We start from the raw sequence: 16,293 nt of genomic DNA on the forward strand, positions 1-16,293 counted from the left end.
CATGATAAATACAGTTCCGGTTGCCCCTAAAAGCCGTATAGGGCAACTTGATACAGTGCGTGGCATTGCAATTCTCGGTATTTTACTCATGAATATCTTTGGTTTTGCATTGCCACAAGCGGCCTATCTCAATCCTTATTACACACCTGAAGTTGAACAATCAGATGCTGCTGTCTGGGTCTTTTTCAATTTATTCTTTCAAGGAAAATTCCTCGGTATCTTCTCGATACTTTTTGGCGCGACGCTTGGGTTATTACAATATCGCTCAATAAAGTGGAATCGCTGCCGTCTCACTGTACTCGCATTCATTGGACTGGTTCATGGTGTCGGTTTATGGGATGGTGATATTTTATTGGTTTATGCATTAACGGGGTTTATCGCAGTTGCATTTTTATCCCTATATGATGAATACAAATTATTAAAAATTGCGATTGCATTCTATTTGATTGGACTCGTGATTTTGTTGATTATTGGTAGCATGGTAGCAGATACCAGCTTCTGGCAGATCACTGAGCCTCAAGCATTAATTGAAATGTGGCAACATCGAGTTGGCGGGATGGCTGGGTTTGCTTATCGTGCAAATGAGATGGCAACCATGGTTGAATTGCTGGTTATCCAATACGGTTGGCAATTACTGAGCATGATGATTATCGGTGCACTATTGATCAAAAATGGTTGGTTAAAAGGTGACTTTAGCCAACAACATTATCGCCGGATGGCATGGATGCTAATTATTCCTTCGTTATTGGTACAAATCATCTCTTTATATCTACAAAGCCTTGTGGGCTGGAGTTATTTTTCGACTTCAATTTTGGGGTATATTGTGAATGAATTGATGGTTCCGCTACAATCTTTAGGCTATATAGCCCTAATATATGGGTTTTGGAATATTCTAAGTCTCAGCTTGATCGCAAAATTAGTTCAAAATGTGGGGCGAATGGCGTTGAGTAATTATTTACTTCAGACGCTGATTTGTACCACGATTTTTTACTATTTAGGATATTTTTATCATTTTACTCGAGTGGAATTATTGGCGTTTATCTTGCCCATTTGGATGGCTAACTTACTGTTTTCTTACTGTTGGTTGTTTTGGTTCAAGCAAGGTCCTGTTGAGTGGTGTTGGCGCCAATTATCAAATAAATTGGCGGCATTACTGGGGAAGGCTGTGTAAGCAAGAATTTAATTCAGCTTACTGATCTCATCTGGAGAGACTGCGGGATAACCTTTAGTTCCATCAGGCATTTTTATTGGCGCAGGAATGGATTCTTGTTCCCCTAAAAATTTTGGTTCGCGCTGTAAAATATATAAGTCTGCAAGGGCACCAAGGCGGGCAAAAACTTCGCGAATTCGTACCTTAAACATACCATCAGGCGTTGGAACGGCTAAACATTGGGCATCAATTCCTTTATGTTTAGCGATAAATAGCGCTCGCTCACAATGAAAACGCTGGGTGATAATGGTGAAGTTATCGGTATCGAAGACTTTTTTGGTACGCACAACAGAGTCTAGAGTTCTAAAGCCTGCGAAGTCGAGCACAATTTTTGAAGCGGGAACTCCTGCTTTAATCAGGTCTTTGCGCATAGCGATCGGCTCATTATAGTTATGAGCACCGTTATCTCCACTGAGAAGCAAATATTTTACTTTTCCACTGTGATAAGCATCAGCGGCACCTTTGATTCGATTGGTATAATAGAGATTGGTTGCTCCTGATGCGTAATATTTGGAGGTACCAAGTACCATCCCCACATCCCGCGCAGGGAGTTGCTCTACATCTTCATAGATATAGGGCGCAGTATCCCAACTGATCCAACGGTCAAGTAAAATAACAGTGGCGAAAGCTATCCCTGCCAATATTAGTAGACCATAAAGCAGACGTTTCCTCATGTCCTCGCCTTGAATAATTAATGCCCATAATAATTACTGATAACAATTAATAGGCTACTTGACTTAATTTCGTGACGCAAGCCGCGTAACGTAAAATCATGTCAATATGGCTTATATTGTTTCGGTTGACGGCATAATATTGGAGATGCCATTTTTAGTTACTCACTCGGCATAGCCCCAAAACAGAGTAATGGGCTGATTGAGTTCCTATCGACAGATTTATGTTTATCAACCACATAAAATGATTTTGGATAGGTAACTACCCAAGCATTTTTCGTTTCTGCTAATCCTTGAATATATTCACCATTGGTTGGGATAGGTAGAACATTCTGGATATTTAATGTTTTTAGGCTCGTGGTAACTAATGGAACTTGAGCTTCACTGGGATATTGTGGCAAGTAGTAAGCTTGGTTTAAACCCGTATTAATACCGTATTGTCCATATTGAATTTCGCTGTTATTGCCACACCAATGATATGCAGTGACCGGGTTTGTTGGCATATCAATATTGGCTAAAACAAAACGGCTGTCCGTGACCATCCAAATCGATTGGCCATCAGGTGTAAAATAGAACTCTCTAACGGCATTTTGGTAATCCTCTACTGTAAACCAAGGTTTTTCACTAAACGCCATGGTTTGGGTATCTAAAAGATAAGCCGCTTGAGTAACGTTATCATACAGCGCTAGCTGCTTTTCATCAGGAGATAATGCTGCTGGCATTTGAACACCAAAAGCGCCTTGGTACTCTTCGCTATTTGGGAAGGTTAATTTTTTCTCAACGGTATTACTTGTGAGGTTAATAACCACAATACTGTTTTCTACGCCACTGGTTACAAATGCACGCTGACTATTTTTCATCACATAAATTTGGCGTGGGAAAAAGCTCGTTTCAATGTTGGTTTCTACTTTTTGGGTATCAATATCAATGATACTGACGCTGTTTGGATACAGTGAGGCAACATACAGTTTTTTCCCATCCGCACTGAGTGCAGCACCAGAAGCCCCCATACCTCGGCAGCGATTAGAGCTGCATCCATTATCATTTTTGGGCAGGACGAGTTTGATGGTAAACAGCAGTTTCCAATTTCCATCAGCAGAAGAGTATGCGCTAACAAGATTAGCCTCCTCATCAGTGATAAAGATCCGCTGGTGGGTATCATCACTGAGAATAAAGCGGGGCTCAATGAATTCAGGAGCTTGAACTCGAATACCAGCAATTTGCTCTTCAGATTGAGCGGTAGGGAGTGATGCAAGCTCCTCTTCGGCAGCTTTTTCCATTACTAGCTTAGCTTGCTCTGCCTTAGCTGAATTAAGCTCTTTATCCAGTTCTTGGTAGATAAATTCTCGTTCAGCAACAAGACTTTCATCGATCGAAAATGATTGCTGATGGATAACTAAGGCTAAAACCCCACCAATAATCACAGTTAAAATGAAATCTAATAGGTACTTTTTCGCGGGAATAAGAACGAAAGTAAAACCAATCACTGCACCAGCCACTGCGCCACCAATATGCGCTGCGTTATCCACTCCAGATTGCAACCCATTAATCAAGGTTAACGCTATCATGGCGATAATATTATACAACGGGCGTTTAAGGGCATCGCGAGCTTCTTTAGTGAGTTCAGGTTTGCTGAGTCGCTTTAAAAGTTCAATAACAGAGGCTGCGGCTAAACCCATGATTGCCCCAGAAGCCCCTAAGCTCACCGTAATATAGACAGTATTATCATTTTGAAGCAGGCTTCCCCATGACATCATATCAAAGCGGCGCATGGCGCTATTAAGAGCCTCTTGGTATTGCCAGGCTGCACTAACAAATGCACCAACAATCCCTGCAAATAGATAGATGGCAAGGTAGCGAAATTTACCAAAGGCGCGTTCACATTCAATACCAATGACGAGTAGAGCAAGGGTATTTAACCCTAAGTGAACCCAGCCTGAGTGCAATACCATGCTAATAGGGTAACGCCACCAATCCCCAGTAAGGGATAACTGATAAACATTCGCCCCGAATAACAATAAATTATATTCCTGGGATTCTAATGGAGCCGCAAAATTGAGCTGGTAAAAATAGATAGCAATATTGAGAGTCACAATCAGCAGAGTGAGAGTGATAGCCCAAAGAGAAAATTTATGAGGTGATGTTGGTATTGTAGGTACTGAATCAGTTGGCTCTGACATGAGCGGATCCTATACAAATAAGGTATATTTGCATCTTAAAGAACTCTGTCTGCTATCTCAATTGCAAGTTATAGAAACGCGATACTTTCAGACAATATTGAAATAAAGAAAATACTAGAAAATAAAAAAGAGCACCGAAGTGCTCTTTAACGGGACAAAACAACTGATTAGAATGAGGTACGTTTGTATGTGCGGTATTCTGGTTGCCAGAAGTTATGCTCAATAGCCTCATCTAATGCACTGTCAGATGTCATCGTAGCAACACCCTGAACTTGCGCTTCTTTTGCCACCTGCTTGGCAATAATCCGAGAAACGTCTTGGATTTCCGATAGCAATGGCAATAATGGACCTTCTCCATGCTGTGCTAGCGGTGAGCAGCTTGCTAATGCTCGGCTCGCGGCCATCAACATTGCATCCGTCACACGTTTTGCACCAGATGCAATCACCCCCAGACCAATCCCCGGGAAAATATAGGAGTTATTACACTGGGCAATTGGGAAAATTTGGTCTTTATAAGAAACTGGTGGGAATGGGCTACCCGTTGCAACTAATGCTTGGCCTTCAGTCCAGTTAATAATGTCTTCCGGACGAGCTTCAACGCGTGATGTCGGGTTAGACAATGGCATGACAATCGGACGAGGACAATGCCTGTGCATCTCTTTGATGATCTCTTCTGTGAATAGACCCGCTTGACCTGACACGCCGATTAAGACGGTTGGCTTCGCATTACGCACCACATCTAATAAAGAAATTGCGTCACTGTTTACATCCCAATCTTGTAGATTGGCGCTGTTTTGCGTCAGTTTGCTTTGGAAATCTAATAGGTTTGGTAATTTATCAGTCAGTAATCCGAAACGGTCGACCATATAAATACGGGAGCGTGCTTCTTCATCACTTAGACCTTCAGATTTCATCTGAGCAATAATTTGTTCAGCAATACCACAACCTGCAGAGCCCGCACCTAAGAATGTTACCCGCTGGTCACTGAGTTTACTACCAGCTGCATGACTTGCGGCAATTAAGCTCCCTAAAGTGACGGAGGCAGTTCCTTGGATATCATCATTGAAACAGCACAGCTCGTCGCGGTAACGGTTCAATAATGGCATGGCGTTTTTCTGGGCAAAATCTTCAAATTGAAGTAATACATTTGGCCAGCGACGTTTTACAGCTTGGATAAATTCCTCAAGGAATTCATCGTATTCTTCACCAGTAATACGAGGATGGCGCCAGCCCATATAAAGAGGATCATTTAAACGCTGCGGGTTATTGGTACCTACATCAATAACAACTGGCAGGGTGTATGCAGGGCTAATTCCACCACAAGCGGTGTACAGGGATAATTTTCCAATAGGAATACCCATGCCGCCGATACCTTGGTCACCAAGACCGAGGATACGCTCACCATCAGTGACAACGATGACTTTTACATTTTGTTTGGTTGCATTTTGCAGCATGTCATCGATGTATTCGCGATTTGGGTAAGAAATAAATAAACCACGCGCGCGGCGATAGATATCAGAGAAATGTTCACAAGCCTCACCCACTGTCGGGGTATAAATTAATGGCATCACTTCAGTAAGATGTGCATCAATCAGGCGATAAAATAGGGTCTCATTGGTGTCTTGAATATTACGCAGGTAAATGTGCTTATCAATATCTGTTTTAAAATCAATCAATTGACGATATGCACGTTCAACTTGTTCTTCTATAGTCTCAACTTGCTCGGGCAAAAGACCGTACAGGTTGAAGTTTGCGCGTTCTTCTTCTGTAAACGCGCTTCCTTTATTCAGTAAAGGAAATTCGAGTAAAATTGGACCAGCATAGGGGATGTAGAGAGGGCGTTTTGTTTCGTGTTCATGTTCCATGAAATATCACTCTTCGAACGATTAAAAAACAACAGTCAGGAAAATTAGGTTAGATCCTAAGCTAAACAAAAAATATGTACAGTAAATAATGATACAAAACAGTTAAAAGTTTTGATGAGTATTATTATCTATATGCTAACAAAATTATAACAAGGTGAAGATTTTACTACGGAATCCCATCAAAATGACAGCGAGTGGATCACGCTTATTCAAAGTTATTTCTATCTCCAGAACAATATCAAGTTTTTCAAGGCTCGGTATCACTTTGATATGGATTAAATTTATTTAACTGTTTGGTGAGGTATTAGTCATTATTTAGAGATAAGTATTCTTATGTTGAGCATACTAAATATATTTTTATATATCATATATTGCGGCATGTTTTTAATTCATTTAGGTTTTTTTTCTGATTTAAATGATTATTAATTGGTGGTGCTTATGAAATGGAAATATATCGTTATCTTATCAATGCTATTTTTATGCTCTTGTCAGGATTTTAAGTCATCAAATAAAGTTACATCCATTAAGCAGAATGAATTTTATACTAAAGATAAAAATAAAGTTACAGGAGGGGTTAGGCTTTTTTTTGTATTACAGTTTAAGTATTTATATGAATCAAAAATAAAATCAAACGTAATCAAAAAGAGTGATTACAGTAAATATAAATTTAGTGAGGTTATCTTTGATTTAATTGAACTAAATAAAAAATGCTTTAATGAAGAGATTGGTTATAAAGAAGCGATGAAACTTTATTATAATTCATTGGATGATGCGAATATACCTCATGATGCATGGTTTTTTCATTTTATTTTCGAGGCGTTAGATGAAGAAGATAGTGAGCTAATATGGAAAGGCTATCTCTATGCAATAAATAAAGGTGGAAAAAAAGAAGAAATAACCGTGTTAATGAAAATATGGTATTCCATGATGAGTGAAGCGACAAAGTTGCCATCAGTAAAACAAGAGAAAAGTATGAGGTGGTTATCAATTGTTAGAAAAATTCCAGCAATAAATTATCTTGATAACAAAATTAATTTTATGTGGAATGAAAATGTTATAGCCAAATTTGAGAGCGGTAAATAATGACTGCAATATTTCATAAATATAAAAAATTTATTTTTATTTTCACTTTTTTATTTTTCTCATTTCAGTCTGTAGCGAATAATCTAAAAAAAGATGAAATATCTATTTTTACGATAATAATACTTGAGTATATGAAGGTGACTATGGAAGAACATAATCAACCATTATCAAAAGAAACAATGGAAAAATTTCATTTTGAATCTGCATTAGCTTATGCAACATATTTAAAAAATTGGCTTGAACTGAATAAAGGTCAAGAAGTTAGAACTGAAAGCATTAGTTTTCATGAGGCAGTTGTTATTAATAAGAATGGATTTAAAGCATCAGGGTTACCTTATGATGCATGGTTTTTTGCTGATATTTATGGTGTTTTTAATGAAAGTGAACGGGATGAATTTTGGAAAGACATAATTTCTAATCCTGAAAGAAAATCGGCAGAGAAAATATTTGTTGATTTGTGGTTTAAAATGAAGACTGAGGCAGAAAGTTCATCCATTGAAAAGCGGGAAAAAAGCCAACGCTGGTTAAATAGAATGAGAAAAATACCCCTAGTTATTGAAATGGAAAAAACCATGACGATGGTTGAAGAGAGCTTTATTTATAAAAAATAAATCCCTGAAAAATTTAGGTGCATAATATGAAAATAAAATTTATTTTTTCTATGTTTATCTTATTAATTTCAAGTATATCAATGGCAGATAATCGGCCAGGTTTTGTTTGTGGGAGGTTCAACGATACAATCATTGAAGTACCTAGCAACTATGTCTACACCTTTGCAGAATATGAAGGTTATAGTTATTTCGATTCAAGATTTTTAGAAAATAAAAAAGGTTGTGATGCAAACTTTCGAGTTTTACCATTAGTGATGAGTTGGCCTGCCATGAAGCCTTTAGATATAAATGAAAACGGGGAAAATCAAAAACTTAGATTTTCTATTGAACCACTCGATGGTGATCCTAAAGGTTATCTTGAATATAAACGATATATTTATCTTGATAGAGGAGAGGAGAAAGTTAAAGGAGATGTTTCATATAATGAAAAATTGAATTTATATTTTAATGAAGTAAAACTAAAGAAAATGAACAAGTATATTGATCCTGAAAATGATAGGTATGGTTATTATTGGAGGGTAAATAATGATGGAGTAAGTGATTTATTTGAGTGTTTATGGGTACCTTCTGATGGTATCTATAGCCGATGTGATGGTTTTTTTTTAATTCCTAAAATTGGTATAAAAATTGAAGTAATTATAAAATCTGAAGATTTAGCTATTTGGGATAAAGTAAAGGGTGATGTTATTCACTTCATTTATGAACATATAAAAAAGTAGAGGTTACATATGCGGAATGAAATAAACAGAAAAGGAAGTGTAAAATTAACGTGGACTGATACATCAAAAGCTCTAAAAATATTAGTATTGACTAAAAAACCTGAATTAATGTATGAATATTTAGCTAGTAAAGGTGACAGATATGCACCACTAGCAAATAGTGTCGTTAAAGGAGATTCGTTTTCAGGAAGATTTGCACTAAACTATTTAGAAGAAGTTATAATTGAGAATGGTCATATATATAATGAGGTTAAGCTTGAAAAAATACGTTTTGATATGGCTTATGCTTATATACATACGCTAAGGAATAGACTTCAAAATAGTGTTACAGAAATAATAGGAGATATTAATTATAAAGAAGCAATGGCATTTCATGAGCGTGTTTTTGAGAGATACAAATTACCCGCGGAAGCGTGGACTTTACAACCTGTTTTTAATGTCATCCCTGATGAAAAAGATAGAGAGGTGTACTGGCAAAAAGCGCTAGATGCAGTAGGTGATACTGAAAAGGAGGCTGAATTAAGTTTAAGCACTATGAATATTATGTTTGAAAGTTTATATGACGCACCTGCAAATAAACAATTACAAACTCATCGCTGGATGAGAAGAGTGATAGACATAGATAATGCAGTAGATAGTGTGACAATAACTTTAAAAAAGACATATGGTTTTTTTGAATCACCTTCCCTAGAAATCGGTCTTAATGAAGCTAGAGCATTAGTGTATGAAACGGGAAATCCATTAATTGATCGGGGAACCAACCGATTATCTTTTTGGGATCATCCATCCGAAAATAGTGACAAATATTCAACACAAACGGATTGGGTTGGACAAACAGAATTTGAGCATAAAAATCGACTTACTGAGTATTACCTTGAACGTCCCGCCTATATATTGCCAGAAACCGGATTGTTTAATTCCCCATCAGTTAATTATAAACCCAATATCGATAAATATAACTCTATGGTTGATGATGTAATTAGCAGGAATCCTTCTGCTGGTTATTCTAATAATCATGCACCAATTGAAATAATATCTTCAGGACACCGAGGATTTCCTGTGAGTGTATATAGGCCGAATGATTTTCAAATAGGTGAGAGCCAGATGGATCGAACCGTTGATAACTTAAGAGACCACATGTCGTCCATGAACCACTCATCAAGCTCTTTCAGTCGTGATTTTAGCGTGCCACAAGTACCCAGCATGCCTGAATTTAACTATAGTGGCGGTTATAGCAGCCCTTCATCCAGATTTTCATTCTAGTCTGTATCCACACTCAATAATATTTTAATAAAAAACGGCGGTTATTGAAGTTGATAAACTTACAATAACCGCCGTCTTAATTTTGAATATTTAATTTGTTTTCAATTAAATATGGTTTAAATTAAATAACGGTTAAATGGACCCATCCAAATAAATACGTTCCACTTTTTGGCAACCTAAAGCGCGCAATGTATTTTCTGTTGTACACCACTGTTGCACAATCGCATCTTGCCTCTCAACCAGAGTCGCTTGATCAATCGATGTAATATCTTTACCTGCTAAATTCACCATAATCAGAGCGGCTTGTAGTGGCGGCAAGCTTGGGTTAAATGCAGCATTTTCTGCGTAGCGCCCGGTAAATAAAGAGCCATCTTTTAATTGCACTGCAATACCTGAATGAGAATTACTGTACGGTGCATGGGATTGATTTGCGGCATCAATTGCAGCAGATAATAAGCGATCACGACTTTGATTCGCATAGCCATGGTCAACAGTATCAAGCAGTAAGGTGGTGATATTCAGATCCGATGGACCAAATGAATCTGGTAAATAATCATGTAATGTTGCGGCTTGGCGCTGTGGTAAATGCACCATGATTTTACCGCCTTCACGAAGCTCATTCATAAATTGTCGGCAGTGACCACAAGGCGTGTAGTTAACTGTAATAGATGTCAGCTGTTTTTCGCCTTTTAACCATGCATGGGTAATTGAACATTGTTCAGCGTGAATGGTTTGACCAATAGAAACATGGCTAAATTCCATGTTAGCGCCGAAGTATAAATTACCGCTAACCCCGCAAGCGATTGCGCCCACATTAAAGTGAGAAATCGGTGTGACAGCATAAGCCGCTGCAAATGGTAGCAATAAAAATGCAAGCTCACTGTCAGTGAATCCACTTTCAGCTTTGATATGTTTGACTTGCTCAGCAGTTAGCATGGCTGAAAAGTCTGGCTTATCCATGATAGGTTTAAGTACAGACTGTAACTTTTCTGGAAGTTCGGACCAAGCGGACTTAAATCTTGAATGCATGAGTTACTCTCCCTATTTAATTGCTTTCATTCTATTCAATAAATCAGGGGTGTTAATGTGATCATTATCACTCCGTGAATGAAAGCGATGAAACAAATTCAGTAAATGAGAGATGTATCTCAAGTTTTTGGTGTCTAATTGGCATAAGAGAGGTTAATTACCTCTCTTATTGATTCAGTTTAGCCAAATAAATGCAGAATGATAGGAAATAGGAATGGAGCGAGGAGTGAAGTAATGACACCGCATGTCATTAATGCGAGTGAACTATAGGCGCCTTCAATATAGTTAATTTCGGCGCAGCGGGCAGTTCCTAATGCGTGGGAGGCGGTTCCCATGGCTAAACCCCTTGATGCGTGAGTACGAATGCGTAGTACATCAAATAAACTGTGACCAAACATTGCTCCTAAGATCCCAACAAACAGCACGCAAGCTGCACTAATGGCAGGAATGCCACCAACAGAATCGGCGACAGCCATGGCAATCGGCGTAGTGACTGATTTTGGCAAAATAGAGCCAGCAATATCTGGCGTTGCGCCTAACCACAGCGCAATGGCAGCACCTGTAAACATGGCAACTAAGCTGCCCGCAAAGCAAATACTAAAGAGTGATTTCCATTGCGCTCTAATTTGGTGCATTTGCTCATAGAGTGGAAATGCTAGCGCAACAACCGCAGGTTGCAGTAAATCATTAAGGAGCTTACTGCCTGCGAAATAGTGCTCATAGGGGGTGCTAGTGAAAATCAACAGTGGGATAATCACCGCAATTGTTAATAATAATGGGTTTAAAATAGGTAGTTTGCACTTAATCGACAGTGCTCTTGCCAAATAAAAGACAATGATGGTGAGTGGTAGTGACCACCAAATATGCTCAAACATTATTCATTCCCCTTTGGTTTATTATCGGTAGTAACTGAAGAGATAGCATCTTCAGGGGGAAGTGGAACTTCATCTGGCTTAGCACCAACAATGGGACGTTCTTTATGGATATAGTTAGAGCTGACCGCGACCACAATCATGACGATCACCGTACTTGCTATACAGGACACAACGATCGGGATCATTTGTTGGCTGAGTAAATCATAGTAATTCATGATCCCTACACCAATCGGTACAAACAGTATCGTCATGTTTTTCAGTAAGATGCTACAACCTGGTTTTGCCCAATGTGCAGGAATGACTTGTAAGGCGAGTAGCACAAACAGTAATAACATTCCCACGATGCTACCGGGAATGGAGAAAGGAAGTAGTTTGGAAATTAGATTTCCGATAATGAGGCAGAGATAAAGTATTGCGAAGGCTCGCAAATATTGCCATCCGGTTATCAATACTTGTTTAAGTGACATGGGACTTGTCCTATAGCTCGACAGGCATTCATCATACAATTAACTTGCAAAATGTGCCATAGATCACAAATAAAAATTCATAAAAAAACGGAGCGCACAAGAGTGGCTCCGTTATTTGCTTACAGTATTTAATGCCGTATTAGCAACAACAAGAATGGCTTACTTAACTTGCATTCCTGGTTGTGCGCCATTATCAGGGCTCAGTAAGTAAATATCTTTACCGCCGGGACCCGCTGCCATCACCATGCCTTCAGAGATACCAAAGCGCATTTTACGTGGAGCAAGGTTAGCAACCATAACGGTTAAGCGGCCTTCCAGCACTTTAGGGTCTGGATATGCAGAGCGAATGCCAGAGAAGACTTGGCGATTTTCACCACCAATATCTAACTGTAATTTTAGTAACTTATCAGAACCTTCAACAAACTCAGCTTGCTTAATTAAGGCAATACGCAGGTCAATTTTTGCGAAATCATCAAAATTAATTGTCTCTTGAATTGGATCATCTGCCAGAGGTCCTGTTAGCTGTTTTACCGGCTGGATAGTCTGTTTAGAGGCTTCTACCATTGCTTCAACTTTAGCCATCTCAATGCGGTTGAATAATGCCTTGAATGGAGCAACATCATGATTAAGTAACGGTTTGTTGATTGCATCCCACTCTAATTTCACATTTAAGAAATCTTCAGCGCGCTGAGTTAAGCTTGGAAGAACAGGTTTTAGGTAAGTCATTAATACACGGAACAGGTTGATACCCATTGAACAGATATCTTGCAATTCTTGATCTTTGCCTTCTTGTTTCGCGACAACCCAAGGGGCTTTTTCATCAACGTAGCGGTTTGCAATATCAGCCAGAGCCATGATTTCACGAACTGCTTTACCATATTCACGATTAGTATAAGCGTCGCCAATCACTTGTGCGGCATCAACAAACTGTTGGTATAGCTCAGGTTCAGCCAGATTTGCAGATAATTTTCCGCTAAACCGCTTAGCAATAAAGCCCGCATTACGTGAAGCAAGGTTGACCACTTTATTGACGATATCGCTATTCACGCGTTGAACAAAATCTTCTAAATTCAAATCGATATCATCGATTCTTGAAGAAAGTTTAGCGGCATAGTAATAACGTAGACAATCAGCATCAAGGTTATCTAAATAAGAACGCGCGGTAATAAATGTTCCGCGAGATTTAGACATTTTGGCACCGTTGACTGTCACATAACCGTGAACAAATAGATTAGTTGGCTTACGGTAGTTACTGCCTTCTAACATTGCTGGCCAGAACAGGCTGTGGAAATAAACGATATCTTTACCGATGAAGTGATATAGGTCGGTTTTAGAATCTTTATTCCAGAATTCATCAAAGTTTAGGTCTCCACGCTTGTCACAGAGGTTTTTAAATGACCCCATATAACCAATTGGAGCATCCAACCAGACATAGAAATATTTACCGGGAGCATCTGGGATTTCGAAACCAAAATAAGGAGAATCTCGAGTGATATCCCACTGATGTAAACCAGATTCAAACCACTCTTGCATTTTGTTCGCAACTTGCTCTTGCAGTGCGCCTGAGCGAGTCCATGCTTGGAGCATGTCGCTAAATGCAGGAAGGTCAAAGAAAAAGTGTTCAGTTTCACGCATAACTGGTGTGGCACCAGAGACAACAGAACGAGGATTAATCAGTTCTGTTGGGCTATACGTTGCGCTACAAACTTCACAGTTATCGCCGTATTGGTCTTCCGCTTTACATTTTGGACAAGTTCCTTTGACGAAACGGTCTGGCAAGAACATGCCTTTTTCCGGATCGTAAAGCTGAGAAATGGTTTTACTCTTGATAAAACCATTATTCTTTAACTTGCCATAAATCATTTCAGATAACTGTTTGTTTTCTTCACTATGGGTTGAGTGATAGTTATCGTAGCTAATTTGGAAGCCAGCAAAATCGTTCTGATGCTCTTGGTTCATTGCCGCGATCATCTCTTCTGGAGAAATGCCTAGCTGCTGAGCTTTCAGCATGATCGGGGTTCCGTGCGCATCGTCAGCACAGATAAAATGAACTTCTTTGCCGCGCATTCGCTGATAACGGACCCAAATATCAGCCTGAATGTGCTCCAGAATATGACCGAGATGGATTGAACCGTTAGCATATGGTAACGCACAGGTTACCAGTAATTTATTCGCGACTTGAGACATAGTAACTTTCTTACTTCCATTATTAATAAAGGGTCTTTGATGTTAACCGATCAATAAAGATGTCGCTAGGGCAATAAAATATTAATCGGCGTTTAGCAGGAAAAAATTGAGGGTGGAAACAAATTTTTACTGTTTGTGGTTTTTCATTCGCTAGGCGGTCACTATTTTTTTCGTTCTCTGCTATCATGCATCGTAGTCAAAAATCTGTAGTTAAAAAAGAAAATAAAGGAGCCGGGATGAACGATAAATCCCCCGAGCAGAACAAACCAGAACTGCTGACTGAACAAGTCTCCACTGTTTTGGCTTCATTTACACACCCAACACTCCAGCGCAATTTGATATCAATCAAAGCATTGCATCATTGTGCGTTGTTGGACAATGTGTTGCATGTCGAATTAGTTATGCCATTTGTCTGGAAAGGACCATTTCAAACGCTGATTAGCGAAAAAACCGCTGAATTAAAGCAATTGACGGGTGCTCACGCCATTGAATGGAAACTTCGCCACGATATCACGACGCTTAAACGTGCCAATGATTTGCCTGGCATCAATGGCGTTCGTAATATTCTTGCGGTGAGCTCAGGTAAAGGTGGGGTGGGTAAATCCAGTACTTCCGTTAACTTGGCTTTAGCATTAGCGCAAGAAGGTGCCAAAGTTGGGATCTTGGATGCGGACATTTATGGTCCATCCATCCCAAACATGTTAGGAACTACGCTAGAACGACCAACATCCCCTGATGGTCAACACATGGCTCCTATCATGGCCTATGGTTTAGCGACCAACTCAATTGGTTACTTAGTCACCGATGACAACGCGATGGTATGGCGTGGCCCAATGGCAAGTAAAGCCTTAATGCAGATGCTGCAAGATACATTGTGGCCAGATCTGGATTACTTGGTCATCGATATGCCACCGGGAACAGGTGACATCCAATTGACTCTATCACAAAATATTCCTGTGACTGGCGCAGTGGTTGTAACCACACCGCAAGACATCGCATTAGTGGATGCGATGAAAGGTATTGTGATGTTTAAGAAAGTCAACGTGCCTGTACTGGGTGTTGTTGAAAATATGAGCGCACATATTTGTAGTAACTGTGGCCATATTGAGCCTATCTTTGGTACCGGTGGTGCAGAGAAATTGGCTGAAAAATACAATACAAAACTGTTAGGTCAGGTACCGTTACATATCTCATTACGTGAAGACCTTGACCGTGGTCAACCGACTGTGATGCGTGACCCTGAAGGCGAGTTTGCGGATATTTACCGTGAAATTGCCTCAAATATTTCAGCATTAATGTACTGGGAAGGGGATAAGATCCCAACAGAGATTTCTTTCCGCGCGGTATAATTAATCTGAACTGATAAAGGGCTATTTAGTTGTTAATGACTAAGTAGCCTTTTTTGTTGCAAAAAATCTTATTTTTCGATTGTTCTGATTTATCTCGAAACAGTTTCTTTATCATTAGATGCTGCGTAGAATGTCAGGTAATAAGTGTATTTAATCCTAATAAATGACTGTGTTTATTCCGATGGCAAACCGCCTAAAAGGTGATTATGAAATTTTTAATTTTTATTGTCGTGCTGGTACTGATCGTTATCTATTTTTATAACCGTATCGTGGCACTACGTGAAGCAGTAATCTCCAGTGAAACCGAAATTTCAGTTCAATTGGATCGTCGCGGAAAAGTATTTGATAGCTTACTGGCAACGGTCAAAAAATATTTAAGTCATGAGTCGGAAGTTTTTAGCAAAATTACAGAATTAAGAGCGCAATCGCAAAATGCATCGGGTAACCAAGCTCGTGAAGCGGAAGATGCACTATCTAAAATGGTTAGCAGCGGGGCAATTAATGTCGCCGTTGAGGCTTATCCAGAGCTAAAATCTGATGCCATTATGGCAAATTTACAGGAAGAAATTGTTTCTTCAGAAAACAAGCTGTCTTTCGCTAAACGTGGCTATAATCGCTCTCTAGAAACTTATAATGCCTATATTGCATCGATGCCAGCAGCTCTGATTGTCGGCATTATTCCAAGTTTGAAAATTTCTAAAGAATATTGGCGTTTAGATGAAGCTGAAATTAAAGCTGAAGAATCTCGCCGAATTAATTTCGACTAAATTTATGTCGACTAAGT

General features: G+C 39.2%; 14 protein-coding genes and 1 pseudogene. 7 read left to right on the forward strand and 8 right to left on the reverse strand.

Annotation, left to right across the window (positions count from 1 at the left end):
• Position 1: 1 nt before the first annotated feature.
• Positions 2 to 1,171: a DUF418 domain-containing protein YeiB gene (yeiB, locus tag PR761_RS04485; protein ID WP_126436540.1), complete on the forward strand. Its 1,170-nt coding sequence runs from the start codon at positions 2 to 4 to the stop codon at positions 1,169 to 1,171.
• Positions 1,172 to 1,179: 8 nt separating this feature from the next.
• Here the strand turns inward: yeiB and sanA are convergent, their stop codons facing one another.
• From sanA to PR761_RS04505, 4 genes and pseudogenes are all read right to left on the reverse strand, one after another.
• Complete coding sequence (gene sanA, locus PR761_RS04490; protein ID WP_006812687.1) at positions 1,180 to 1,884, reverse strand: outer membrane permeability protein SanA; 705 nt, start codon at positions 1,882 to 1,884, stop codon at positions 1,180 to 1,182.
• Between the two features lie 158 nt (positions 1,885 to 2,042).
• Positions 2,043 to 3,161 (reverse strand): YncE family protein, encoded by a 1,119-nt coding sequence (locus PR761_RS04495; protein WP_230083586.1) that lies wholly within the window; start codon positions 3,159 to 3,161, stop codon positions 2,043 to 2,045.
• Positions 3,162 to 3,185: 24 nt separating this feature from the next.
• Positions 3,186 to 4,061 (reverse strand): annotated as a pseudogene (locus tag PR761_RS04500) (rhomboid family intramembrane serine protease); the annotation flags it as partial.
• Positions 4,062 to 4,228: 167 nt separating this feature from the next.
• A complete protein-coding gene (locus tag PR761_RS04505) occupies positions 4,229 to 5,926 on the reverse strand; it encodes an NAD-dependent malic enzyme (protein ID WP_006812685.1) in 1,698 nt (565 codons plus the stop codon).
• Between the two features lie 438 nt (positions 5,927 to 6,364).
• Between PR761_RS04505 and PR761_RS04510 the strand changes: the two genes are divergently transcribed.
• From PR761_RS04510 to PR761_RS04525, 4 genes are read left to right on the forward strand one after another with little or no spacing between them, the layout of a single operon-like run.
• Positions 6,365 to 7,009, forward strand: coding sequence for a hypothetical protein (locus PR761_RS04510; RefSeq protein ID WP_154611008.1), 645 nt, complete (start codon positions 6,365 to 6,367; stop codon positions 7,007 to 7,009).
• The gene (locus tag PR761_RS04515) at positions 7,009 to 7,620 is read left to right on the forward strand and encodes a hypothetical protein (protein ID WP_006812683.1); all 612 of its coding nucleotides are present in this window, start codon (positions 7,009 to 7,011) and stop codon (positions 7,618 to 7,620) included. The genes PR761_RS04510 and PR761_RS04515 overlap by 1 nt, the downstream gene beginning before the upstream one ends.
• A 26-nt stretch (positions 7,621 to 7,646) precedes the next feature.
• Positions 7,647 to 8,339, forward strand: a complete 693-nt coding sequence (locus PR761_RS04520; protein ID WP_006812682.1) for a hypothetical protein — start codon at positions 7,647 to 7,649, stop codon at positions 8,337 to 8,339.
• A 9-nt stretch (positions 8,340 to 8,348) separates the two neighbouring features.
• On the forward strand, positions 8,349 to 9,602 hold the full coding sequence (locus PR761_RS04525; protein ID WP_154611009.1) for a serine protease: 1,254 nt from the start codon (positions 8,349 to 8,351) through the stop codon (positions 9,600 to 9,602).
• A 132-nt stretch (positions 9,603 to 9,734) separates the two neighbouring features.
• Here PR761_RS04525 and cdd read toward each other — a convergent pair whose 3' ends face one another.
• The 4 genes from cdd to metG form a co-directional block, all read right to left on the reverse strand.
• Positions 9,735 to 10,631, reverse strand: a complete 897-nt coding sequence (cdd, locus tag PR761_RS04530; RefSeq protein ID WP_006812680.1) for a cytidine deaminase — start codon at positions 10,629 to 10,631, stop codon at positions 9,735 to 9,737.
• A 179-nt stretch (positions 10,632 to 10,810) separates the two neighbouring features.
• Complete coding sequence (locus PR761_RS04535) at positions 10,811 to 11,506, reverse strand: CidB/LrgB family autolysis modulator (protein WP_006812679.1); 696 nt, start codon at positions 11,504 to 11,506, stop codon at positions 10,811 to 10,813.
• Positions 11,506 to 11,973 carry a CidA/LrgA family protein gene (locus PR761_RS04540; protein ID WP_006812678.1) on the reverse strand — a complete coding sequence of 156 codons (468 nt, stop codon included), beginning with the start codon at positions 11,971 to 11,973 and terminating at the stop codon, positions 11,506 to 11,508. The genes PR761_RS04535 and PR761_RS04540 overlap by 1 nt, the downstream gene beginning before the upstream one ends.
• A gap of 159 nt (positions 11,974 to 12,132) precedes the next feature.
• Positions 12,133 to 14,160: a methionine--tRNA ligase gene (gene metG / locus PR761_RS04545; RefSeq protein ID WP_006812677.1), complete on the reverse strand. Its 2,028-nt coding sequence runs from the start codon at positions 14,158 to 14,160 to the stop codon at positions 12,133 to 12,135.
• 236 nt (positions 14,161 to 14,396) lie between these two features.
• Here metG and apbC point away from each other — a divergent pair, with 236 nt between their 5' ends.
• Entirely contained in the window at positions 14,397 to 15,509 is a 1,113-nt protein-coding gene (apbC, locus tag PR761_RS04550; protein WP_039854339.1) for an iron-sulfur cluster carrier protein ApbC, read from the forward strand.
• 206 nt (positions 15,510 to 15,715) lie between these two features.
• Positions 15,716 to 16,276: a LemA family protein gene (locus PR761_RS04555; protein ID WP_006812674.1), complete on the forward strand. Its 561-nt coding sequence runs from the start codon at positions 15,716 to 15,718 to the stop codon at positions 16,274 to 16,276.
• Positions 16,277 to 16,293 lie beyond the last annotated feature (17 nt).

Origin of the sequence: Providencia sp. PROV210 (genome assembly GCF_028479445.1) — a bacterium.
Lineage (GTDB): Bacteria > Pseudomonadota > Gammaproteobacteria > Enterobacterales > Enterobacteriaceae > Providencia > Providencia rustigianii.

What these genes read in the sequence shown, in the direction of transcription:
- yeiB (WP_126436540.1), top strand. Translation starts at nt 2, where the DNA reads ATGATAAATACAGTTCCGGTTGCCCCTAAAAGCCGTATAGGGCAACTT.
- sanA (WP_006812687.1), bottom strand. Translation starts at nt 1,884, where the DNA reads ATGAGGAAACGTCTGCTTTATGGTCTACTAATATTGGCAGGGATAGCT.
- PR761_RS04495 (WP_230083586.1), bottom strand. Translation starts at nt 3,161, where the DNA reads ATGGAAAAAGCTGCCGAAGAGGAGCTTGCATCACTCCCTACCGCTCAA.
- PR761_RS04505 (WP_006812685.1), bottom strand. Translation starts at nt 5,926, where the DNA reads ATGGAACATGAACACGAAACAAAACGCCCTCTCTACATCCCCTATGCT.
- PR761_RS04510 (WP_154611008.1), top strand. Translation starts at nt 6,365, where the DNA reads ATGAAATGGAAATATATCGTTATCTTATCAATGCTATTTTTATGCTCT.
- PR761_RS04515 (WP_006812683.1), top strand. Translation starts at nt 7,009, where the DNA reads ATGACTGCAATATTTCATAAATATAAAAAATTTATTTTTATTTTCACT.
- PR761_RS04520 (WP_006812682.1), top strand. Translation starts at nt 7,647, where the DNA reads ATGAAAATAAAATTTATTTTTTCTATGTTTATCTTATTAATTTCAAGT.
- PR761_RS04525 (WP_154611009.1), top strand. Translation starts at nt 8,349, where the DNA reads ATGCGGAATGAAATAAACAGAAAAGGAAGTGTAAAATTAACGTGGACT.
- cdd (WP_006812680.1), bottom strand. Translation starts at nt 10,631, where the DNA reads ATGCATTCAAGATTTAAGTCCGCTTGGTCCGAACTTCCAGAAAAGTTA.
- PR761_RS04535 (WP_006812679.1), bottom strand. Translation starts at nt 11,506, where the DNA reads ATGTTTGAGCATATTTGGTGGTCACTACCACTCACCATCATTGTCTTT.
- PR761_RS04540 (WP_006812678.1), bottom strand. Translation starts at nt 11,973, where the DNA reads ATGTCACTTAAACAAGTATTGATAACCGGATGGCAATATTTGCGAGCC.
- metG (WP_006812677.1), bottom strand. Translation starts at nt 14,160, where the DNA reads ATGTCTCAAGTCGCGAATAAATTACTGGTAACCTGTGCGTTACCATAT.
- apbC (WP_039854339.1), top strand. Translation starts at nt 14,397, where the DNA reads ATGAACGATAAATCCCCCGAGCAGAACAAACCAGAACTGCTGACTGAA.
- PR761_RS04555 (WP_006812674.1), top strand. Translation starts at nt 15,716, where the DNA reads ATGAAATTTTTAATTTTTATTGTCGTGCTGGTACTGATCGTTATCTAT.